General features: G+C 70.8%; 24 protein-coding genes. 10 read left to right on the top strand and 14 right to left on the bottom strand.

Going from position 1 to position 21758, the window contains the following annotated elements:
* Positions 1 to 4 precede the first annotated feature (4 nt).
* From purE to ACFHYQ_RS21785, 3 genes are all read right to left on the bottom strand, one after another.
* Positions 5 to 523 carry a 5-(carboxyamino)imidazole ribonucleotide mutase gene (gene purE / locus ACFHYQ_RS21795; protein WP_394302970.1) on the bottom strand — a complete coding sequence of 173 codons (519 nt, stop codon included), beginning with the start codon at positions 521 to 523 and terminating at the stop codon, positions 5 to 7.
* Complete coding sequence (locus ACFHYQ_RS21790) at positions 516 to 1700, bottom strand: 5-(carboxyamino)imidazole ribonucleotide synthase (RefSeq protein WP_394302969.1); 1185 nt, start codon at positions 1698 to 1700, stop codon at positions 516 to 518. The genes purE and ACFHYQ_RS21790 overlap by 8 nt, the downstream gene beginning before the upstream one ends.
* Positions 1701 to 1879: 179 nt before the next feature.
* Complete coding sequence (locus ACFHYQ_RS21785) at positions 1880 to 2527, bottom strand: winged helix-turn-helix transcriptional regulator (RefSeq protein WP_394302968.1); 648 nt, start codon at positions 2525 to 2527, stop codon at positions 1880 to 1882.
* A 111-nt stretch (positions 2528 to 2638) separates the two neighbouring features.
* On the opposite strand from ACFHYQ_RS21785, the gene ACFHYQ_RS21780 reads away from it, so the two are divergent.
* From ACFHYQ_RS21780 to ACFHYQ_RS21765, 4 genes are all read left to right on the top strand, one after another.
* Positions 2639 to 3181, top strand: coding sequence for a dihydrofolate reductase family protein (locus ACFHYQ_RS21780; RefSeq protein ID WP_394302967.1), 543 nt, complete (start codon positions 2639 to 2641; stop codon positions 3179 to 3181).
* A 32-nt stretch (positions 3182 to 3213) separates the two neighbouring features.
* Positions 3214 to 4059, top strand: a complete 846-nt coding sequence (locus ACFHYQ_RS21775; RefSeq protein ID WP_394302966.1) for an alpha/beta hydrolase — start codon at positions 3214 to 3216, stop codon at positions 4057 to 4059.
* Positions 4060 to 4180: 121 nt separating this feature from the next.
* A complete protein-coding gene (locus ACFHYQ_RS21770; protein ID WP_394302965.1) occupies positions 4181 to 4390 on the top strand; it encodes a DUF4287 domain-containing protein in 210 nt (69 codons plus the stop codon).
* Positions 4391 to 4744: 354 nt separating this feature from the next.
* A complete protein-coding gene (locus ACFHYQ_RS21765; protein WP_394302964.1) occupies positions 4745 to 5347 on the top strand; it encodes a GtrA family protein in 603 nt (200 codons plus the stop codon).
* A 9-nt stretch (positions 5348 to 5356) separates the two neighbouring features.
* On the opposite strand, the gene ACFHYQ_RS21760 is transcribed toward ACFHYQ_RS21765, so the two are convergent.
* From ACFHYQ_RS21760 to ACFHYQ_RS21720, 9 genes are all read right to left on the bottom strand, one after another.
* Entirely contained in the window at positions 5357 to 6625 is a 1269-nt protein-coding gene (locus ACFHYQ_RS21760) for a sensor histidine kinase (protein ID WP_394302963.1), read from the bottom strand.
* 36 nt (positions 6626 to 6661) lie between these two features.
* Positions 6662 to 7330 carry a response regulator transcription factor gene (locus ACFHYQ_RS21755; RefSeq protein WP_030451323.1) on the bottom strand — a complete coding sequence of 223 codons (669 nt, stop codon included), beginning with the start codon at positions 7328 to 7330 and terminating at the stop codon, positions 6662 to 6664.
* A gap of 301 nt (positions 7331 to 7631) precedes the next feature.
* On the bottom strand, positions 7632 to 8117 hold the full coding sequence (bfr, locus tag ACFHYQ_RS21750; RefSeq protein WP_394302962.1) for a bacterioferritin: 486 nt from the start codon (positions 8115 to 8117) through the stop codon (positions 7632 to 7634).
* A gap of 14 nt (positions 8118 to 8131) precedes the next feature.
* On the bottom strand, positions 8132 to 8311 hold the full coding sequence (locus tag ACFHYQ_RS21745; protein ID WP_204016190.1) for a (2Fe-2S)-binding protein: 180 nt from the start codon (positions 8309 to 8311) through the stop codon (positions 8132 to 8134).
* A gap of 115 nt (positions 8312 to 8426) precedes the next feature.
* Positions 8427 to 9464 (bottom strand): adenylate/guanylate cyclase domain-containing protein, encoded by a 1038-nt coding sequence (locus ACFHYQ_RS21740; protein ID WP_394302961.1) that lies wholly within the window; start codon positions 9462 to 9464, stop codon positions 8427 to 8429.
* A 5-nt stretch (positions 9465 to 9469) separates the two neighbouring features.
* Positions 9470 to 9982: a PH domain-containing protein gene (locus ACFHYQ_RS21735; RefSeq protein ID WP_394302960.1), complete on the bottom strand. Its 513-nt coding sequence runs from the start codon at positions 9980 to 9982 to the stop codon at positions 9470 to 9472.
* Between the two features lie 141 nt (positions 9983 to 10123).
* On the bottom strand, positions 10124 to 10960 hold the full coding sequence (locus ACFHYQ_RS21730) for a biotin--[acetyl-CoA-carboxylase] ligase (RefSeq protein WP_394302959.1): 837 nt from the start codon (positions 10958 to 10960) through the stop codon (positions 10124 to 10126).
* A 9-nt stretch (positions 10961 to 10969) separates the two neighbouring features.
* Positions 10970 to 11962, bottom strand: coding sequence for a sulfotransferase family protein (locus ACFHYQ_RS21725; protein ID WP_394302958.1), 993 nt, complete (start codon positions 11960 to 11962; stop codon positions 10970 to 10972).
* A 10-nt stretch (positions 11963 to 11972) separates the two neighbouring features.
* The gene (locus ACFHYQ_RS21720) at positions 11973 to 13085 is read right to left on the bottom strand and encodes a glycosyltransferase family 9 protein (RefSeq protein ID WP_394302957.1); all 1113 of its coding nucleotides are present in this window, start codon (positions 13083 to 13085) and stop codon (positions 11973 to 11975) included.
* Positions 13086 to 13243: 158 nt separating this feature from the next.
* Here ACFHYQ_RS21720 and ACFHYQ_RS21715 point away from each other — a divergent pair, with 158 nt between their 5' ends.
* From ACFHYQ_RS21715 to fdhD, 6 genes are read left to right on the top strand one after another with little or no spacing between them, the layout of a single operon-like run.
* Positions 13244 to 14401, top strand: a complete 1158-nt coding sequence (locus ACFHYQ_RS21715; protein ID WP_394302956.1) for a glycosyltransferase — start codon at positions 13244 to 13246, stop codon at positions 14399 to 14401.
* Positions 14394 to 15527 (top strand): glycosyltransferase family 9 protein, encoded by a 1134-nt coding sequence (locus ACFHYQ_RS21710; protein ID WP_394302955.1) that lies wholly within the window; start codon positions 14394 to 14396, stop codon positions 15525 to 15527. The genes ACFHYQ_RS21715 and ACFHYQ_RS21710 overlap by 8 nt, the downstream gene beginning before the upstream one ends.
* On the top strand, positions 15505 to 15771 hold the full coding sequence (locus ACFHYQ_RS21705; protein WP_394302954.1) for a hypothetical protein: 267 nt from the start codon (positions 15505 to 15507) through the stop codon (positions 15769 to 15771). Before ACFHYQ_RS21710 ends, ACFHYQ_RS21705 begins: the two co-directional genes overlap by 23 nt.
* Positions 15768 to 16166 (top strand): type II toxin-antitoxin system VapC family toxin, encoded by a 399-nt coding sequence (locus ACFHYQ_RS21700; RefSeq protein WP_394302953.1) that lies wholly within the window; start codon positions 15768 to 15770, stop codon positions 16164 to 16166. The genes ACFHYQ_RS21705 and ACFHYQ_RS21700 overlap by 4 nt, the downstream gene beginning before the upstream one ends.
* Complete coding sequence (locus ACFHYQ_RS21695; RefSeq protein WP_394302952.1) at positions 16163 to 16471, top strand: hypothetical protein; 309 nt, start codon at positions 16163 to 16165, stop codon at positions 16469 to 16471. The genes ACFHYQ_RS21700 and ACFHYQ_RS21695 overlap by 4 nt, the downstream gene beginning before the upstream one ends.
* Complete coding sequence (gene fdhD / locus ACFHYQ_RS21690) at positions 16464 to 17345, top strand: formate dehydrogenase accessory sulfurtransferase FdhD (protein WP_394302951.1); 882 nt, start codon at positions 16464 to 16466, stop codon at positions 17343 to 17345. Before ACFHYQ_RS21695 ends, fdhD begins: the two co-directional genes overlap by 8 nt.
* Before the next feature lie 14 nt (positions 17346 to 17359).
* Here the strand turns inward: fdhD and ACFHYQ_RS21685 are convergent, their stop codons facing one another.
* Together ACFHYQ_RS21685 and ACFHYQ_RS21680 are read right to left on the bottom strand one after the other, a co-directional pair.
* Positions 17360 to 20050 (bottom strand): phosphoenolpyruvate carboxylase, encoded by a 2691-nt coding sequence (locus tag ACFHYQ_RS21685; protein WP_394302950.1) that lies wholly within the window; start codon positions 20048 to 20050, stop codon positions 17360 to 17362.
* 89 nt (positions 20051 to 20139) lie between these two features.
* Positions 20140 to 21753 carry a hypothetical protein gene (locus ACFHYQ_RS21680; RefSeq protein ID WP_394302949.1) on the bottom strand — a complete coding sequence of 538 codons (1614 nt, stop codon included), beginning with the start codon at positions 21751 to 21753 and terminating at the stop codon, positions 20140 to 20142.
* Between the last annotated feature and the right edge of the window lie 5 nt (positions 21754 to 21758).

Genomic DNA, 21758 nt, shown 5'->3' with positions numbered 1-21758 from the left:
CGTCTCAGGCGTGGTGGTCTCGGGCGTGCAGGTCGGCGGCCTCGGCGCGCAGGCGCTCGCCCTTGGCGTACGCCTGCGCCTTGAGCGCCGCCTGGAACTCCTCCATCCGCTGCCGCAGACCCTCGTCTGAAGCGGCCAGAACGCGTACGGCCAGCAGCCCGGCATTTCTCGCCCCGCCGATGGCCACGGTCGCCACAGGAACCCCGGCGGGCATCTGGACGATGGACAGCAGCGAGTCCATCCCGTCCAGGTACTTCAGCGGCACCGGCACCCCGATCACCGGCAGCGGGGTGACCGAGGCCAGCATGCCGGGGAGGTGGGCCGCTCCCCCGGCGCCGGCGATGATCACTTTGAGCCCACGGTCCGCGGCGTGCGAGCCGTACTCGATCATCTCGGCCGGCATGCGGTGCGCCGAGACGACGTCGGCCTCGAACCGCACGCCGAACTCGGCGAGCGCCTCGGCGGCCTGCCGCATGACCGGCCAGTCCGAGTCGCTTCCCATGACGATCCCGACGTCAGCCATTCAGCGGTCCCCTCAAACAGACGGCGGCGTGGTGGGCCCGGGCCCGCACCTCGTCGAGGTCCGTGCCGAGCGCGGTCACATGCCCGATCTTACGGCCGGGCCGTACGGCCTTGCCATAGAAATGGATCTTGATGCCGGGGTCGTTGGCGAGCACGTGCTCATAGCGCGAGAACACGTCCGGGTCGGGCCCGCCCAGCAGGTTGGCCATGACGACGACGGGCGCGGCGAGCGACGGCGAGCCGAGCGGCAGGTCGAGCACGGCGCGCAGATGCTGTTCGAACTGGGAGGTCCTGGCCCCTTCGATGGTCCAGTGGCCGCTGTTGTGCGGACGCATGGCCAACTCGTTGACGACCAGGCCCGACCTGGTGGCGAACATCTCGACCGCGAGCAGCCCGGTCACGCCGAGGTCGCGGGCGATGCCGAGCGCGACGCGCTGGGCGACCGCCGCCTCCTCGGCCGGGAATCCGGGCGCGGGAGCGATCACCTCCACGCAGATGCCGTCCTGCTGCACGGTCTCCACGACCGGGTAGCTCACCCCCTGGCCGTGCGGGGACCGGGCGACCAGCACGGCGATCTCCCGCTCGAACGGCACGAAGGCCTCGGCCAGCAGCGCGATGCCGGTGGCGAGCGCCTCACGCGCCTCATCGGCCGAGGCGCACACCCACACGCCGCGTCCGTCGTAGCCGCCGCGTACGGCCTTCAGCACGACCGGCCAGCCGTGCTCCTCGGCGAACGCCTCGACGTCGGCCAGGGACGAGACCCGCGACCAGGCGGGGCAGGGCGCGCCGATCGCGGTGAGTCGCTCCCGCATGACCGCCTTGTCCTGGGCGTGGACCAGCGCGTCGGCCCCGGGCCGTACGGCGATGCCTTCGGCGGCCAGCGCCCGGATGTGCTCGGTCGGCACGTGCTCATGGTCGAACGTGACGACATCGCACCCCTTGGCGAACTCGCGGAGATCACCGAGGTCGCGGTAGTCGCCCAGGCGGGTGTCGGCGATCACCCGGGCGGCGCTCTCGTCGCGCGCGTTGGCCAGCACGCGCAGCTCGATGCCGAGCGCGATCGCGGCCTGCTGGGTCATGCGGGCGAGCTGACCCGCGCCGACCATGCCCACCACGGGGCCCGCCGACGGGTCGATCTCCGGGCGTTCAGCGGAAAGAGGAACGTTCGGGCTGTTCACGACAGGCCAGCCTACCGATTGCGGGAAAGTGCGCCGCCCCCGGCGGTGCGTGAAGCGGCCCTGTCATCGGCACCGCCCGGCTGCTGCCGCGCCTGCTCGAAGGCCGCACCCGGGGGCGGCGTCGCCGGCATGTGGCGTGCTGCGAGCTGTGGACGACTTGCATCCCGCTGGATGGTCGCTCAGAAGCGGAACATTTCGACGAACTGGTGGAGAAGTGCGGAATCGCCCTCCGCCCGCACGCTGCCGTCGGTGAGTGCCTGGTCGGCGGTCTTGGCGCCGACCATGAGCTCGTAGATCCCCTGGTTGTTCAGCCTCTCGACGATGAGGTCCGGGGCCGGGTGCGGACCGATGCCGACCGTCAGGGCTCCGGCGGTGATCTGTAGGCGGAGGGTGAACTCGCCCATGCGGACCTCGTAGCCGACGGTGGCGTCCTGGGCCGCTTCCGACCGGTAAGTGGTGCGGAAGGCCATGGCCACCGACTCAGCGGTGAGGACTTCGCCGGGGCGGGGCTCGGTCATCGTGCGGGCACCCCAGCGGCCGAGCACGATCAGCGCCGGTTCGAGGTCGCGTCCGTAGTCGGTGAGCTCGTAGACGACCGCACGCTCGGGGTGAGGCAGCGCGCGGCGGACGACCAGTCCCGCCTCTTCAAGTTGCTTGAGGCGGGCCGACAGGATGTTGGTCGGAATGGCCGGCAGCCCCTTGCGCAGGTCGGTGTAGCGCTGGGGTCCCGACAACAGGTTGCGGACGATCAGCAGCGTCCAGCGTTCACCGACCATCTCCAACGCGCGGGCCAGGCCGCAGAACTGTCTGTACTCACGAGCCATCATGCTGCAATCCTATAGCGAACTTCGTTTGACAAAGCTTGCTTGCAAAAGACAAACTTGCTTCTCGTTCGGCTATCCAGCCGGTCCACCTGATGATTTGTGAGGAGTGATCGCATGACGGCGCGGAAGATCGTGGCCGGGCTGTTCATCTCGCTGGACGGCGTGGTGGAGGCGCCCGAGACGTGGCACTACCCCTACCTGAATGAGGAGATGGGGGCGGCGGTCGGCCAGATGTACGCCGAGGCCGACACCCTGCTGCTGGGGCGGGTGACCTACGAGGCGTTCGCCGCCGTCTGGCCGCACCAGACCGGCGAGATGGCCGAGGCGATCAACGGCATCCGCAAACTGGTCGCCTCCACCACCCTCACCGAGGTCGGCTGGACCAACGCGGCCCTCATCGAGGGCGACGTCGTCGCCGCGGTGAAAGAACTCAAGGAGCGACCTGGCAGCACGATCTCGGTCGCGGGCAGCATCAGCCTGGTCCGCGCCCTGCTCGGGGCCGGGCTCCTGGACGAGCTGCGCCTGCTGGTCCACCCCTTGGTGGTCGGCGCAGGACAGCGCCTGTTCCCCGACGACACCACGCCCGTGCCCCTCAAGCTCGCCCGCTCGACCGCCTTCACCACCGGCGTGCTCGACCTGACCTACCAGCCCGCCTGATCTACCCCGCTGACCAAGAACGGAAGACATCGATGAACGACATCCAGACCGAGGTCGAGACCAGGATGCTCCAGGTTCCCGGCGCACGCCTGCACTACGAGGTCCGGGGAGCCGGGCCGGTGCTGCTGATGATCCCCGGCGCACCCGCAGACGCCGGGGCACTGGCCGGGCTCGCGGCGTGCCTGGCCGGCCGCTACACCGTCGTCACCTACGACCAGCGAGGCCTGTCGCGCAGCACCCTGACCGAACCGCCGGCCGACCAGAACGTTGCTGTCTTCAGCGACGACGCTCACCGCCTGCTGGCCGCCCTGGGTGACGGGCCGGCCTACGTTGTAGGCAACAGCGGCGGCGCGCTCACCGCCCTGGACCTGGCGGCACGCCACCCCGAACAGGTGCGCGCCCTGGTCGTGCACGAGCCGCCCCTCCCCGAACTGCTGCCCGACCGCGACCACTGGCGGGCGGTGTTCCAGGACGTGTACGACACCTACCGTGACCAGGGCGCGGGCGCGGCGATGGGCAAGTTCATCGCCACCGTCGCCGGCCTCGACGCCGCGCCCCCGGCGATGCCCGACCCTTCCCAGCTGCCGCCCGAAGCTCTGGAGGCGATGGGCCGCATCCAGGGCAACCTCGACCACTTCCTGGCCCACATCCTGCTGCCCGTGCTGCGCTTTGCCCCTGACATCACCGCGCTGCGCTCCGGCCCCGTTCCTGTCGCCGTCGGCGTCGGAACGGCTTCGGGAGACGGTGTTCCCGCCTTGTCGGCGCGGGCTTTGGCCGAACGGCTCGGCGTCGAGCCGCTCGCCTTCCCCGGTGACCACCAGGGTCTGGCGATCGATGTCGTCGCGTGCGCCGAAATCATCCACACGGCCCTCGCCTGACCCTCAGACTCGTCCGACCCTCAGACGGTTCGCCTGCTGGCGAATCGCCTGCCCGTGCCCTGCTCCGCAGGGAGTCCGATTCCTCCCCGCCTGAAGGCGGGGGTTTCCTCGGAGGTCTCCGATGACCACACCGTCCAAGGGCAACCCCGCGAGCTACTTTCCCGCGATCGAGGCCAAGTACGGGCGCCCCGTTCAGGACTGGATCGACCTCATCGACTCCTCGCCTCTGACCAGGCACATGGAGCTCGTCGGCTGGCTCAAGACCGAGCATGGCCTCGGACATGGCCACGCCAACGCCCTGGTCGCCCACACCCTCGCCAACAGGAAGTAGGCCGGAGGACCCGTCCCGTGAGCATCGGCGTCAGCTGATTCTCACGGGACGGGGTTGAGCGGACGGAGCCCATCGGGCATCTCAGGAAGCCGGAAGGAGTACCGGTGGCCGGCACCATCGGGCGGGCTCGTGACCGGCAACGTCTTCGACCGATGGGACGGCCCTGAACGACACTTAATTGACCTCGATAACGAGATATTTCATGAAATATTCTTCGCTGACCTGCGGCGGAGCGTCATCTACGGGCAGCGGCCCACTCCTGGCCGTGCCGTACCGGTAGCCTGAGAGCACCTCGGCCTGAAAACATCTCAGCCCTGAGAGCACCTCGCCGCCGACAGGAAGGACCGCCGGGTCGTGCAGTTCCTCCGACACGCTTACGAGCGGTTCGCGTCACTCGTCCATGAGCTGCTGAAGTTCGGGACGGTGGGCGCCATCGCCTTCGTCATCGACTTCGGCGGCGCGAATCTGCTGCGCTTCGGCCTCGACATGGGGCCGGTGAAGTCCTCGGTCGCGTCCACGATCGTGGCGGCGACTTTCGCTTACCTGGGCAACCGCTTCTGGACCTACCGTCATCGCAAGCAGAGCGGGATGGTCCGAGAGTACGTCCTGTTCTTCGTGCTCAACGGCGTCGGACTGCTGCCCCCGGCGATCCTGGCCGCGTTCGCCACCTACGTGCTGAGGATGGACGACCCGGTGAGCTACAACGTCGCCCGGTTCATCGGCGTGGGGCTGGGCACGCTGTTCCGCTTCTGGTCCTACAAGAAGTGGGTGTTCCTGGCGCTGCCGGAGACCCCGGCCGATCTGCCGCCGAGCCTCTCCTCCCCGGCCGGGGAGGAGGGTGGCCCGCAGGCACAGGCCGTCGGGCAGGCCCAGCCGCAGGAGACGCCTCAGGAGAAGGACACGGAGAGGTCCCCGGAAACGGCGCAGGCGCACGCGGGACCGGTCACCGCCGTCTGAGATCCTCCCTCAGGCCGGCCCGCTCACCACCCGGTGACGGCCGTACTCGCGGGCGTGCCGCAGGAAGATCGCGAAGGTCGCCGGGCGGCGCTTGACCAGCTCCAGCCTGCCTCCGTCGGCCGCGACCAGGGCCCTGGCGAGCGTCAGGCCGAGCCCGGTGCTGCCCCCGCCGCTCACGCTGCGTTCGAATACCTTGTGCCCAAGGCTTTCCGGGATGCCCGGCCCCTCGTCTGCCACCTCTATGACGACCGATCTGTCCGTGCTCGTCGTGTAGATGGTCAGCACGCCCGCGCCGTGCTCCAGCGAGTTCTCCATCAACGTGGACAGGACCTGGCTCAGCCCGCCGGTCGTACCGAGGGCGCTCAGCCCCCGGTCTCCCCGCCGTACGACTGCGCGCTGCGCGCGACGGAAGGCGGGCTCCCACTCGGTGATCTGCTGCTCCACGACGTCGTCCACGTTGATCGGACCCGTCTGGGCATGGCGCTGCCGCCGCGCCGCGGCCAGCAGCTCGTCGATGACCGCGGTCAGCCGCTCCACCTGGACGATGGCGGCCTCCCCCTCCTCGCGTACCGTCTCGGGCTGGTCGGCCGCGCCGACGATCTCCTCCAGGCGCATCGTCAGCCCGGTGAGCGGGGTGCGGAGCTGGTGCGAGGCGTCGGTGGCGAACTCCCTCTCCCGCGCGAGCAGGTCGGAGATCCGCAGCGCACTCCGATCCAGCACCTCCGCGACCAGATCGACCTCGGGGATGCCATAGCTGTGCCGGCTGGGTCTGGCGTCACCCGAGCCCAACCGCTCCGCGATCTTTGTCAGGTCTTGGAGCGGGAGGCTCAGACGGCGTGAGGTGACGGTCGCGAGGCCGACGGCCACTCCGAGCGCGATGACCGCGAGCGCGACGATGAGCACCATCCGAGCCCGGACGTCCTGCTCGATCTGGGCCGAGTCCTGGGCCACCCGGACGTAGCCGGCCTCGGACCGGGCCTCCTGCACCAGCTCGCGGCCGGGTGGCGGCGGCGACCCCACGGCGATCGGCCGGTTCCCCCGGACGTACACCTGGATGTACCGATCCGTATAGTTCTTCGCGAGCTGGTGCGGATCGATCTTCTGCTGCTGGCTGACGGAGTATTCCACCCCGACGAGCAGCCGCGTCGCCTCGGCCCGCAGCACCTGCTCGGCCTCGTCGTTGATCAGTCGCACGACGAGCACGCCCAGGGGCACGCCTAACAGCACGACGGCGATGACCGCCACGAGCAACATCGAGGACAGCAAGCGCCGGCGCACGGGCTAGCTCCTCCCCACTGACCACCGCACGGCGGCCTACTCGCGCTCGAAACGGAAACCGACCCCTCGGACCGTCGTGATGTATCGCGGCTTCGCCGCGTCGTCCCCCAGCTTTCGGCGCAGCCACGAGATGTGCATGTCCAATGTCTTCGTCGACCCCCACCAGTTCGTGTCCCACACCTCACGCATGATCTGCTCGCGTGTGACGACCTTGCCGGCGTCCCGTACGAGCACGCGCAGCAGGTCGAACTCCTTGGTGGTCAGGTGCAGCTCCTTGTCTCCCATCCACGCCCGGCGCGAGTCGGCGTCTATGCGGACGCCCTGCACCACCGGCGTCTCGGACGTACCGCGTCGCAGAAGTGCCCGTACGCGAGCGAGCAGCTCGGCGAGGCGGAACGGTTTGGTCACGTAGTCGTCGGCACCGGCGTCGAGCCCGACCACGGTGTCGACTTCGTCGACGCGGGCGGTGAGGATCAGCACGGGAGTGCCGTGCCCTTCCGCCCTGATACGGCGGGCGACCTCCAGCCCGTCCATCTCTGGCAGGCCGAGATCGAGAACTATCAGATCGACGCCTCCCGACAGTGCCCTCTCAAGGGCCTGCGGGCCGTCCGGGCTCACCTCTACCTGATAACCCTCCCGGCGCAGAGCGCGCGCCAGAGGCTCCGAGATCGAGGTGTCATCCTCGGCGAGAAGTACGCAGGTCATGCAAGCGATCGTAGGACCTTAAGCGTTCGTTTCCCGGCTACAGCGCGCAGTTTGACTTGTCATTGACCCATCAATTGACCTGGGCAAACACTGATAAATCCGGGATAGTCAGTACGCAACGGGGCACCCCGATCCGGGCATTTCTCGCCCATCTCGCAAAGTGCCCCAAATCCCATGTGTCACGGTAAACAGCATTCGCCGGTCCGCCGCCGCACCGCCATGGCGGCTCGGCGTGCGGACGTGAACGCGATGGTCCGGAAGTCCGGCGACCCGGAAGATTGCGGTGATTGCGAAGGGGGCGTCAGGACGACGCCGAAGGATCTCCGACATAGCGCTGAAGGTAGAGCGCCTCGCCCAGGCTCTCGATGAGGCTCAGCTCGGTCTCCAGGTAGTCGATGTGGTGCTCCTCGTCTGCGAGGATGTCCTCGAAGATCCGGGCGGAGGTGACGTCGCCACGCTCCCGCATCAGCGTGATCCCGGGCCGGAGCCGCGCGACCACCCCCAGTTCGAGGTCGAGGTCCGCCTGCAGCTGCTCCCGCACGGTCTGCCCGATGTGCAGCGTGCCCAGCTTCTGGTAGTTGGGCAGGCCTTCCAGGAAGAGGATGCGGTCGGTGAGCCGCTCGGCATGCCGCATCTCGTCTATGGACTCTTGCCGGGTGTAGCTCGCCAGTTTCGTGTATCCCCAGTGCTCCTGCATCTTCGCGTGCAGGAAATACTGGTTGATCGCGGTGAGTTCGGCGGTCAGCTGCTCGTTGAGCAGCGTGATTATCTCTCTGTCCCCCTGCATGGCGGCCCCTCGGTCTATGCGCTGGTCACCAGGTCATCTGACCGTTTCAGCATCGCACAGATCTTACGGACACAGGTGGCGCAGTCCCCTCCGGCGCCGGTCGCGTCGCGCACCTGACGAGCGGTTTTCGCACCTTCGGCGATGCAGTCGTGGACCTCGCTCTCGGTCACGGCTCGGCAGACGCAGACGTACATGGCGGTGAGGGCCTCTCGGTGGAGCCAGGAAGGTTAGGCACACCTAAGATAACCCACTTTGGCAAGGCTTGCCTATGTTGGGGGCATGTGGGCTGAGCCACATTTCCTTCCCGGTTCAGCGTTCCCGGCCGGACCTCCGCAGGACGTACGGCTGGACGACGCCGAGTCCGCGTGCGGGACGGCGGCGCAGCTTGACCAGGTCGAAGGCGCTCACGCCCCCGAGCGCGCCGGCCATCTCACCGTCGGCGACGATCGTGCCCGGCCGGGCGATGGCGGTGAGCCGGGCCGCCAGGTTCACGGTCGTGCCGAAGACGTCGCCCATCGCGGGGAGCACGGGGCCGTACGCCAGCCCGATCCGCACATCCGGCCCGTCCTCCCCCGCCTTGATCTCGTCCACCAGGTCGAGCGCGATGAGCGCGGCGGCCCGCGGCTCGCCCGCCGTGAACAGCACCTCGTCGCCCAGGGTCTTGACCAGCCGCCCGCCGTGCGCCGCCACGACATCGGAGGCCAGGGCCTCGAAACCCTCCACGAGGTCGGCCAGGGCCGGCTCGTCGAGCTCCCGGGTGACCCTGGTGAACGCCACCAGATCCGCGAAGCCCACGGCGAGCATCAGACGTGAGGGGACCATCTCCTGGCCGAGCTCGGAGAGCGACATGAGCCGGCCCGCTGCCGCGGCCAGCTGCGACCGCCAGACATGGACCAGCATCTCCTCGAAGTCGGGCAGCAGACGGCGGACGGTCTCCATCACCTGGGTGAAATCACCCTCACCCGGCCGGCCCGTCTGGTCGAGCACCGCCTCGACCATGATCTCGGCCTGCCACTGGGCCAGCCTGCCGGTCGTACGGCCCAGCGCCCGGGTCATGCGGATGACGGTCCGCTCGTCGAGCAGGCCCGCGTCGATCAGATGGCGGATCCGCCGCAGCGCGGACAGGTCGTCCTCGGTGAACGCCACCGCGTCATCGGGCAGCGTGGCGAAGCCGAGCGCCCGCCAGATCCGCGCCGCCAGGTCCCGGGAGATGCCGGCCGCCTCGGCCAGCTGACGGCGGGTGTAGACCGGCGGCGACCCGACAAGCAGCCGCCGCACGTCATCGGTGCCGGGACGCCCGTTGATCTCCACGTCCCCCTCCCCCAGCCGGCGCGCGGCCCGCGCCATCTCGTCTACTTTCCGTCGATGTTCCCGTCGGAAGCGTCCTCCACCAGCCGGAACAGCTCCTGCCGGACGAGCTGGATCCTCGGGATGTCCCTGAGAATGATCTCGCCCTTCTCCGAGGCCGACTCCACGCGCAGCGTGCCGCAGCCGAGGACCCGTTCGACGAACCGCTGGTCGGAGCTCACGCTGTTGACCTTCGCCATAGGGATGTCCTCATCGGACTTGTTCAGGATGCCGGTGCTGATCGCGAGCCGGTGCGAGGTCAGCGTGTACGAGGTCGTCTTCCATCTCAGGAACGGGATGAACGACCACAACGCCAGCGCGACGACGGCGACCACGGCCACCGCGATCCGGGCATACCCCGAGTACCCATAGTCACTCGGGATGAAGTGGATCGCCGCGCCGGCGGCGACAACGACGACGATGAAGGCGAGGATCGGCAGGATCAACCGCTTCCAGTGCGGATGAAACTCGTGAATGATCCGCTCACCCTCGGTCAGGTGATGATCGGGGAGACCCATGGCGCAAATCGTGACACGTTCCAGCCCGCTTCGCATCGCGGTCTTTCGATCCGCACCTGCTGTTCGCGCAGGGGAAGGTCGCTCCAACCGCCGCTCGCCCCAGCGAAAATCACCGGTCGACGGGAATCACCACGGCCGGATTCACAGCTCACCGGCCGAGGCGGGGCGGACGTGGACCACGTCGCCGACGCTCAGGGCATGCTCCTCGCCCTGCGCCCGTACGAGCAGGTGGCCGAACCGGTCGACGCCGACGGCCTGGCCGGTGAGCACGCGCTCGCCGGGCAGTTCGACCCTGACCTCCTGCCCCGCCGTCGCCGACCAGGCGAGGTAGGCCGAGCGCAGTCCGGAGGCGTCCGGGTCGCCGCCCGCCTCCACCCATGCCCGGTAGTGCGACTCGATCTCCCGCAGAATCGCCCGCAGCAGCGGATCACGGTCGGTGCACACGGCGTCCTCGACGGCGAGGGAGGTCGCCCGGTCCACCGGCAGTTCCTCCTGCCGCATGGACACGTTGAGGCCCATCCCGATGACGATCGAGGTGTCCACCCGCTCGGCGAGAATGCCCGCGAGCTTGCGTTCACCGGCCAGCAGGTCGTTGGGCCACTTCAGCCGGACGTCGAGCTCGGCGACCCGCCGTACGGCTACGGCGGCGGCGAGCCCGACCAGCAGCGACAGCCATCCCTGAAGCGTGGGCGGCACACCCTCCGGCCGGAGCAGCACCGAGAACGACAGGCCCGACCTCGGCGGCGCGACCCACGCCCGGCCCAGCCGGCCGCGCCCGGCGAACTGGGACTCCGCCACCAGCACCGTGCCCTCACAGGCCCCTTCGCGTGCGGCCCGGGCCAGGTCGGCATTGGTGGAGCCGGTCCGCTCGACCACGCTGATGGACGACCACAGCGCTCCCGGACGGATGAGCGCTCTGCGCAGCGCCGCCTCGGACAGCGGCGGCCGGTCGAGATCGGTGTAGGGCGATTCCCTCATCTGCCCAGGCTATCGATCCCCTGCTCGATATGAGGGGCGCGGAGCGGACACGGCCGGCAGTGACTCCAGATCACGCATCCGGGCGAGCCTGGCGGCGAGCCGCCGGGCACCCGGCACGTGCCGGCTGCCGCACGCCGGCGGAGCGGGCAGGTAACCGAAGGCCGCCATCTCCGGCCCGGCGACGTCCGCGACGCGTACGGCTTCGTCGGCGCTGAGCGCGCCGTGCCACGCCTCCCGCCGCTCTGTGGTGACCGGCTCGAGCGCCCGCGCCTTCCACCACTCCCACCCCTGCACGATGGGCCGGACGATCGGCGGGGCCGCGGCCGCCGTACGGTTCGCGTCACGGAACGGCACGCCGAGGAACCGGGCCAGCCGCAGACGCGCCGCGACCGGATCCGCGACGATGTCCTCATAACGCAGGACGAGGCACCGCTCGGGACCCAGCCAGTGCCGCGCGGCGAGCATCCGCCGCTGGTCGAAGGCCCACTCGGCGGCGAGTTCTGCCACGTCGCCGATGCCCCAGGGCACCGCCCGGTGAGAGGCGGCGACCGCACGCGGGTCGCGGACCACCCCCACGACCTTGAGCTCGGGGTCCGCCGCCGTCATCGCCCGCCACCACAGCAGGTGCTCCGGCGTCTTCTCCCCGTACAGCTTCTCCCCGTACAGCGCGGCATCGTCGGTGAGCCGGGGGCGCAGCGCCGTGACGACGGCCGAGAACAGGTCGATCAGCCGGTCGCATCGCGGGCCGATCAGGTCGAGCACCCGGGCAGGCTCGAGCCGGAGCCCGGCCGAAGTGGGCAGCGCCGCGAATCGGTCCAGCTCGGCGGCGACATCCTCGGGCGTGAGGGGAAAGCGCCGCCGGACGAGCAGGTCGGGTGCGAGCAGGTGCAGGAAGTGCGTCTCCGGCGGCATCGCCACACGCGGCAGCTCGCAGCAGATCCGCTGGGTCAGCGTGGTCCCCGACCGCGGCGTGCCGACGACCAGGAACGAGAGCCGTTTCATGCGGGCCTCTTCATCCGGGCCCCCGTACGGACGACCATGCGGACGGCCGCCCACGCACCGCCAGCCGTACGGCTTCGGCGGCGACCCGTTCCGGCGGCAGGTCCAGGCACTCCAGGGCGTACGGGCAGGTGAACTGCCGGCACGGCGCGCACCCGGTCGGCACGGTCAGGACCGACGCCGGGACGAAACGCGGGAGGTACTGCCCGACCTGCTCGGTGCCGGCGAACAGCACCACCACGGGCGTGCCGAGCGCCGCGGCCAGATGCGCGCCGCCGCTGTTGTTGCACACCACCACCCGGGCGTCGGCCACGGTGGCGGCGAGGGCCGGCACGTCGAGCTCTCCCGCCAGGATCACCGCGCCGGGGACGTCGCCGGCCGCCTCGGCCACGACCGAGGCCTCCTTCGCGGTCCCGGCCACGACGATCCGCAGGCCGGAGAGGGCGAGGCGCCCGGCCACCCGGGCGAACCGGTCGGCGGGGTAACGCCGCGCCGGGCAGGACGCCCCCGGCAGAATCAGGGCGTACGGCCCGGCCTGCCCTCGGCGGTCGAGCAGCGCGCGGGCGGCGCGCGCCGCCCCGGATGGGACTCGGATGCGCAGACGCCCCTCGACGCGCGGCACCCCCACCCGTTGCAGCAGGTGCAGCGAGCGGTCGACCTGGTGCAGATCGTCCGGCGGAGAGGGGACCCAGTGGGTGAGGCCCGCACCGCCGAACTCCTTCGACATGCCCACCCTGACCGGCACACCGGCCAACCGGCACAGGTATCCGGCCGGCCAGGGCGACTGGGAGAACGACGTGAGGATCACGGCCGCCTGGTAGCCGCCGCGTCCGATGCGGTCGACCAGATCCAGGTCCGCGGCGACCGGCACATCGCGTGACCCGGCCTCCTGCCATGAGACCGAGCAGGTCAGCACGGCGTCGACCTCGGGTAGCAGCGGTGCGGCCGTGGCGCCGGCGGGCGCGGCGAGCAGATCCAGCCGGGCGCCTGGAGCGGCGTGCCGTAGCGCGCGCAGCGCCGGACCGGCCATCAGCACGTCGCCGAGGTTGTCGGGGCGCACGACGAGCACGCGGTCCAGGTCTCGCCATCTGATCGGCGGCCCGGCGAGCGCGGCGGGGTGCTCCATCCCCATCTCATGGCGCTACCCGACCTCTGAACAGGGCAAACGACAGCCGTCGGCGGGTAGGAAACGAAGGCTGGTGTCGCTTTCGGCTCGACGGGTAGGCAGTGCCCGCATGCCGCCGTACGGGCGGCCGGGTGTGGCGGGATCGGGAGGTGTGCGCGGTGGACCGGGACCAGATCAGGGTGGCGATGATCCACGGCCCGGCGCCGGCGGACCTGGACGGGGTCAGCGACTACGTCGAGCGGCTGATGCACGCGCTGGGCGATGTCGGGGTCGCGGCGACGTCGGTCCGGGTGCGCGGCGACGGCTCGGCGGTGGGCTGGCTCACGGCCACGCTGCGGGCGGCCCGGGAGGTGCGGCGGCTGCGGCCCGATGTGGTCCACGTGCAGTTCGCGCCGTCGGCGTACCGGTTCTCCGGGCTGCCCGGGCTGCTGCCGCCCCTGCTGCCGCCGTCCACGCCGCTGGTGACCACCCTGCACGAGTACGGGTGGTGGGCGGCGCCGGGATGGGTGCCGGACGCCGTCTGGCGGCCACTTGAGCGTGCCCGGCTGTGGGACCGGGAGACCGGGCGGCTGGTCCCGGCCAGCGCGGCCATTGTGGTCACCAACCAGGAACATGCCCGGCAGGTGAGCCTGCGGACCCGGGGTCGGCCGATCGAGGTCCCGCTGGCCCCCAATGTGGCCGACCACGGCCGCGGCCCTGGCCTGGACGGGCACGGCGACGTGCTGGCCTTCTTCGGGTTCGTCCACCCGGTCAAGGGGATCCGATATCTGCTGGAGGCCGTGGCATGCCTGCGGGCGCGGCGTCCCGGCCTGCGCCTGCTGGTCATCGGCGGGTTCACGTCTCAGGCGCTGCCCGAGGCGGAGGCCCTCGCCTACCGGGCCGAGTTGGACGCGCTCGCCGAGCGATTGGGCGTGGCGGACGCGGTGACATTCACCGGCCATCTGCCCGCCGCCGCCGTGTCAGAGGCGCTGCACACCGCCGACGTGGGCGTCCTGCCCTTCACCGCCGGCGTCACCGCCAAGAGCGGGGCACTGCTCACGATGCTGGCGCACGGGCTGCCGACCGCGATCACCGTCCCGGACGACCCCGATCCGCGCGTGCTCCCCGACACCGTCGCCGTGATCCCCGCCAGGCGCGACGCGGCGGCCATCGCCGGCACGCTGGAGCGGCTGCTGGGCGACGCGGCGCTGCGGCGGCGGCTCACCGAGTCCGGGCGGCGGCTGGCCGCCCGGCACTCGTGGTCGAGGGTGGCCGCCGCGCATCGGGAGCTCTACGACAGCATGGTCGGCGCGGCATACGGACGCCGGAATGCCTGACCGTTACGCCGACCTCCTCGTGGTCGACCTCCTCGGCGGGATCGGAGACCTGATCATGGTTCTTCCCGTGGTGCACGCCCTGGCCCGCCGCAACCCCGGCGCTTCGCTGCGCGTGCTCACCCACGAGCCGGGCGCGGAGCTGGTCCGCGGCGATCCCGCCGTCACCGAGGTGCGCACCCCCGCGCATGGACGCCCGGGCGCCGAGCGCGAGGCGGTGGCGCAGGCGCTGGCCGAACGCCGCCCGGACCTCGCCGTCACCACGACCCGCTACGACGGCATCCCCGGCCTGCTCGCCGCCTCCGGTGCCCGATGCGTCACCGATCTGTGGCGACGGCCGCCGCCCGATGAGCCCGTCGGGCTGCGCTATCTGCGCATCCTGCAGGCCGAGGGGCTGCTCGGCGCCGATGACCCGCACGACCTGGCCCGGCCGCGGGTGCACCTGTCCGCGGCGGAGCTGGCCCGGGGCCGCCGACTGCTCGGCGAGTGTCTCCTGGCTGATGGCAGCTTTCTCCCGGCTTCCGGCAGCACGGCCATCGCTCGCCGCCCGCCGGTCGTGCTCGTCACCGGCAGCGGAATGGCCGTCAAACACTGGCCGTACTGGACCGAGCTCATCGGGCTGCTGTCCGATCGCGGCCACCCCGTCCTGATCGTCGGCCGGCCCCCTACCGAGCCTGACGGGGGTGCCGTGCCGTACGGCACCGCTGGTGACGCGGTGGGCGGGATGTTCCTGCCGGGTGCCGGGCTGCGGGAGCTCGCCGCGTGCTTCGCCGCCGTCGCCGACCGGGGCGGCGTCGTCGTCGGGGGCGACACCGGTCCGGTACGGCTCGCCGCGGCGGCGGGCGCCGCGACGGTGGGGCTGTTCGGCCCGACCTCGGCCCTCAGGTACGGCATCGGCGGCGGCGTCGACCTGCAGGGGCTGCCGGACTGCCCGCATCGGCTGCCGACCGCCATCACCGAGCAACCGTGCTGGTGGACCGCCCGATGCCCGCTCGCTCCCGACGGGCCACCGGCCTGCATGGCCGACATTCCCGCGCGATCCGTGGCCGATGCCGTGACCAGCACAAGCGCATGCATTTTCGCATGCGTCGCTCTACGATGGAGGCATGGTAGCTCTTCAGATCCGTGACGTGCCCGAAGACATGCGCGACAAGCTCACCGCGATAGCACGCGAACGTGGTCAGTCCTTGCAGGCATACCTGCTCGATGTCGTCGGCGACGAGGTGCGCCGCCACGACAACCTTGCGGTCATCCAGCGGCTGTCGGGCCGTTCATTCGGCACCAGGTTGTCAGTGGACGATGTTCTGGGAGCCCTGCACAGCGCACGCAGGGAGCGGGACGAGACACTCGGCGTCCCCGAGGTGGACCAGTGATCGTTGTCGATGCCTCCGTCTTCGCCTTCACCCTGCTGGACGAGGGACCGGTCGGAGACAGGTGCCGCGCCGCGCTCGCCGACGACGACCGCTGGATCGCTCCAGAGCATTGGATGACCGAGGTTGCCTCCGTTGTCCAGGGACACCTGCTGGGAAGGAAGATCACCCTGATCCAGGCGACCGGAGCCATTACGGCTCTTGGCGAGATCGCTCCGGTCGTTCCTCTCACCCGCGTCCTACTCCCTCGCATGTGGGAATTGCGCTCCAACATCACCACCTATGACGCCGCATATGTTGCGGCGGCCGAAGCCTACGGTTGCCCCCTGCTGACAACCGACGCTCGGCTTTCGCGGGTGTCCGGCCTCGGCTGTCCGGTGCACGTGCTGTTCGCTTGAGCGGCGAACGGTACGTCGGCAAGACCGCCGAGTGCGCTCCCTGCGGGTGGCTGTCAGCGGACGCGACCGAGGCCTACCGGAAGCTGAACACCCCTAAGTTCGATCGGGCCAAGAACAGCGCAGCCCTTCGGGTGCCGGCCTTCAACAAGCTGATCGAGGCCCGTGCTCACGCCCGCGCCCAGGACGCGCTGGCCGCCGTCCGGGCGATAACGACTCCACTCAAGCCCGTCCATATGAACATGGCAGGCTGCTGGGCAGCAGCCTGGAGCCTGAAGGGGCCTGGATCTGGAGGAGCGCATGCATGACGATGGTAGAGAGCGGCCGGTGCACCGCCCGGGGCCGGTGACGCGGACCCGCGTCCGCCAGGTTTCCGGCTCTGCCGTACGGGATCGCCGTGACGATCTGGCCACTGAGGAGCCTCTGGAGATCCGGCTGCTGGCCGGGGGCGAGAGCCGTACGGTCGCGATCACCATGCGGACTCCCGGCGCGGACTTCGAACTGGCGGCCGGCTTCCTCTACGCCGAGGGTGTGATCGGGCCCGGCGACATCGCCGCCATCGGCTACTGCACGGATGAGGATCTGGAGCCGGAAGAGCGTTACAACACGGTGACCGTACGGCTCAACCTGCCCACACTGCCCGATATAGCCACCCTTGAGCGACATTTCCTGACTTCAAGTGCATGCGGGGTCTGCGGCACCGCGACGCTGAACGCGTTACGGGACCGCTGCCCGACACCCGCTTCCTCGGCACCGGGTTTCGCCGTCGCGCCGCAGGTCCTGTACGGCCTGCCGCACCTGCTGCGGAAGGCGCAGAGCGGGTTCGGCCGGACCGGCGGGCTGCACGCGGCCGGACTCTTCACCCCGGACGGGTCGCCGGCCGGGGTTCGCGAGGATGTGGGGCGGCACAACGCGGTCGACAAGCTGGTCGGCTCAGCGCTGCTGGGCGGGCGACTGCCACTCGACCGGCACGTTCTGCTGATCAGCGGTCGGGCGAGCTACGAGATCATGCAGAAGGCGGTGACCGCCGGCGTCCAGATCGTCTGTGCCGTTTCGGCGCCGTCGTCCCTGGCTGTGGACGTCGCCCGCGAGTTCGGCGTGACCCTCGTCGGGTTCCTGCGCGAGGAACGCTTCAACGTCTACTCGGGCACCGAGCGGATCACGCCCGATGACAACGCCTGACCCCCCGGAATACGTCAGCCGGTGTTCTGGAGGCCGGCGGCGACGCCGTTCACGCTCAGCAGGAGGAGCGTGGACAGGCGCTCGCGCTCCGCTTCCGACAGGCCGCCGCCGGAGATCCCGACGTCCGCCCGCAGGGCCGACAGAGCACGCAACTGCAGGTGGCTGAGCGCGTCCACGTAGGGATCGCGCAGTTGTACGGCCCGCGAGAGGACGTGCCGGTTCTCCAGCAACCTGCTGTGCCCGGTCACCTCGAGCACCAGCCTTCTGGTGAGGTCGTACTCCCCGAGGACCTGCCCGGCGAAGTCGTCCCGGCCGCCCAGCGCGAGATATCGCGAGGCGATGGCCCGGTCGGTCTTGGCCAGCGACATCTCGACGTTGTCGAGCATCGCGGCGAACAGTGGCCACTCGCGGTAGGCCGCTCGCAACTCGTCCAGGCCGCCCCGGGACTCCACGGCCGCGAGGCCGCTGCCCAGGCCGTACCATCCGGGCAGGTTGACCCGGGTCTGGGCCCAGGCGAACACCCACGGGATCGCCCGCAGGTCGTCGAGCGAGCGCGGAGCGCCCAGGCCGCGCCGGGCGGGCCGGGACCCGATCCGGAGCGAGCCGATCTCCTCCAGCGGACTGACCAGGGCGAACCACTCCGGGAAGCCCGGCGCCTCGGTCAGCGACCGGTAGGCGCGCTCCGACGCGCCGGCGACCTGCTCGGCCAGGTCGCGGAACCTGGCCGCGGCCGCGGCGTTGCTCGACTCGACGGCCGTGGTGGAGGCCAGCAGGACGGCGTTCGTCACCTGCTCGATGTGGCGGCGGGCGATCGCCGAGTGGCCGTAGCGGGCGAAGATGACCTCACCCTGCTCGGTGACCTTGAACCGGCCGGCGACCGACCCCGGCGCCTGGGCCAGCACGGCCCGGTTGGCGGGGCCGCCGCCCCGGCCGAGCGCCCCGCCCCGGCCGTGGAAGAGCGTCAGCCGGACGTCGTTGGCGGCCGCCCAGGCGGCCAGCGCCGCCTGCGCGTCGTAAAGACGCAGGGTGGCGGCGGCCGGCCCGAGTTCCTTGGCCGAGTCCGAATAGCCGAGCATGACCTCCAGTCGCCGCCCGTTGTCCGCGAGCCGGCGCCGCACCGACTCCTGCGCGAGCATGCCGTCGAGCACCTCGGTGGCGTTGTCCAGGTCCTCGCCCGACTCGAACAACGGCACCACGTCGAGCACCGGTGCCCGGTCTCCCATCGCGTGCGCGGCCAGCTGGTAGACGGCCGCGATGTCGTCGGCCGACCGGGTGAACGAGACGACGTACCGGGAGCAGGCGCGCACCCCGAACCGCTCCTGGATCCAGCCGATCACCCGGATCGTGGCCAGGACCTCCTCGGTGCGCTCCGACGGCCTGCCGGACGCGATCTCCTCCAGTGCCTCGGCGTGGACCTTGGAATGCTGGCGCACCTCCAGCTCGGCCAGGTGGAACCCGAACGTCTCCACCTGCCAGATCAGGTGCTGCAGCTCACCGTAGGCCTGCCGTACGGCTCCGGCGCCCCGCAGGGATTCCTGTGCGAGCCGCAGGTCGGCGAGCAGCTCCTCGGGCGAGCGGTAGGCCAGGTCGAGGTCGCGGCGGCGGGTCGCGACGATCCTCGCGGCGACGAACAGCAGCCACTGCCGGTGCGGCTCCTGCGGGGAACGGGTCCCCATCTCGGACACGAGGTCGGGGTGATGGCCTTCCGCCCGCGCCAGCGCGGCCCGCAGCTCGGCGGATGGCGGCGTGTAGGCGGCGGCGGCCGTGAGCGATCGGCCGATCCGCGTGGCGGCGTTCTCCAGCGCGATGAGGACGTGCTCGGCCTGGATCTGCATCGCCTCGCGGGTCACCCGGGCGGTGACGTTGGGGTTGCCGTCGCGGTCGCCGCCGATCCAGCTGCCGAAGCGGATGAACGGCCGCGACAGCGGCGCGCGCGTGCCGGTCCCGGCCTCGAGCGCCGCGTCGAACGACCGGTAGATCAGCGGCACGGTGCGGAACAACGTCTCGTCGAACGCGGCCATCGCCGTACGCACCTCGTCGAGCGGGTCGAGCTTGCTCGCCCTGAGCTGCGCGGTGCGCCACAGCACGTCGATCTCCTCGAGGAGCCGGCGGTGGGCCTCGTCCCGCTCCGCTGCGCCCCGGCCCGGCGTGTTGTACGCGTCGAGCTGGGCGCTGATCCGCTGGATCGCGGTGACGACCGCCCGCCGTCGCGCCTCGGTCGGGTGCGCGGTCAGCACCGGGCGGAACTCGAGGCCCTCAATCAGTTCGGGCAGCCGCTCGTCGTCGCTCAGCCGCCGTACGGCCTCGGCCAGCGACTCGCGCACCGACACGTCGTCGCGGTCACGCCGGCGCAGGGTGCGGATGCGGAAGTGCTCCTCGGCCAGATTGGCGAGGTGGAAGTAGCAGGTGAACGCGCGCGCGATCTGGACGGCCCGATCGATGGGCCACTCGGCGACCATGGCCGCGACCTCGTCGGCCGTCGTCTCGCCGCGCCGCGCGGCGATCACGGCTTTGCGCAGCCGTTCCACCTCGGCCAGCAGATCTGCGCCGCCGTGCTCGGCGATCACTCGGCCCAGCAGGCCGCCCAGGAGGCGCACGTCAGCGCGCATCTCCTCGGGCAGCTCCGCCGCGGCACTGTTACGTTCAGCGGGGGCATGCCCTTCCGCAGGGATTCCGTCACGGTCTGAGGGAGCGATGGCGGCCATGTTCGGAAGGCTAGCGAATCGGGTTCGGCGACCGGAACCCGCCCCACCGATTGGACTAGACCACCAAGGTCACCCCGCTTGACCTTCGGTTATGTCGGGCGGGAGACCGCGGCGAGGATGTCCGGGATGCGCCGGTAGCCGATCGAGGCGGCCAGGCGGCGGCCTCCCCAGGCCACGGCCAGGCCGTACGGCACGGCCACCACGGCCCAGACGGAGAATCCGAACATGACCGGCACGACGACGGGCAGCACCAGGACTGTGGTGCCGGTCATCGCGGCGAAGGTGGCGGCGAACGCCTGTCCGCCCTGCCCCGGCGCGGCCCCCGAGAAGGCGTTCAGCCGTTCGGGAAAGGTGTACGGCAGCAGCACGCTGACCATCGCCCCGACGCCGAGCGCGACGCCCATCACCCCCCACCCCGTGGCGGTGGCGGCGACCGCCAGCCAGGGATCACCGCCGGTCACGGCCGCGAAGACGGACAGCACCGCCAGCAGCGGCAGCGCGACGATCGCGTAGGCCAGATGCCGACCGGCGAGATCCGTGCGCACGTCCCGCACCGTGGCGAAGGCGACCGCGTTCATCCACAGCGACCGTCCGTCGATGCCGAACGAGTTGGCCGCCTGCATTCCCATCATCAACGCGGCCAGGGCGACGGGACCGATCACGAGCGCCGGGCCGTCCGCGTCGAGCCGCCCGCGCAGGGAGAACATCAGGATGGCGCTCACCACGACCGCGACCAGCCAGTTCATCCGCCCCCGCGGCTCCCTGCGGGCGTACTTGAGCTCCTTGGCGACGACCGCGCCGAGCATGCCGCCCGGCAGGAACGACCCCATTCGGGACCGCCGTACGGCCCCGCCCTGGTAGGAGGAGTCCGGCGTGACGAGGGCCCGGCGCAGGGCCACGATCCACAGCCAGGCGAGCACCGCGACGACCACCGCGAGCACGACGATCTCCGCGACACCGGCGAGCCCGCCGTCGGCGATCGCGTGCGCGGCCACTCCCGGCGGCGACCAGCGCAGCACCCCCGCCGTGGCCGCGAGCAGTTCCCTGGGGTCCCCCGGGAGCCCCCGGTTAATGATCAGGCCGGGGATCTGGGTGAGGACGATGAAGAAGACGACGCCGACCGTGAGCAGGTCACGGCCTCGCCGGCTGCGCAGCGCACCCGACAGCGCGGTGGTGACGGCCCGGGAGACCACCAGGCAGAAGGCGAACTGCAGCAGCACGGCGGGCAGGCCGATCAGCACTCCGCCGGGGCCGGAGGCCAGCGCCACCACACCACCGCTCAGCATGACCAGCGACGCGACCGGCCAGGGGCCGGCCGCCGAAGCGGCGAACATGCCGGCGACGAGTTGCCTGGTCGTCAACGGGAAGAGCGTCAGCCGGGCCGGGTCGAGGGTCTCGTCCAGACCGAAGGCCATCAACGGCACGAAGATCCAGCCGACCGCGACCACCGTGAACACCACGATGCCGACGTCTCGGGCGATGTCCGCCGGCGCCAGCCGTAACACCGCGAAGAGCACGAACCCCAGGACCGCGACGACACCGGCGGCCAGACAGGAGAAGACGAAGCCGAGCTGCTTGGCGAGGTCCCCGCGCAGGTTGCCGCGGATCAGGCGCAGCTTGAGCCGTACGAACAACGTCACCGTCGCGCGCGTCCCCATCGCTCCCGCACCCGTCGCGGTCGTCATGTCAATCGACTGTGTCACGTCCG

The organism is Sphaerimonospora cavernae (assembly GCF_042435035.1).
GTDB classification, from domain to species: Bacteria; Actinomycetota; Actinomycetes; order Streptosporangiales; family Streptosporangiaceae; genus Sphaerimonospora; species Sphaerimonospora cavernae.
Note: the sequence above shows the minus strand (reverse complement) of the source record. Positions and strands in the feature narration are given on the sequence as shown.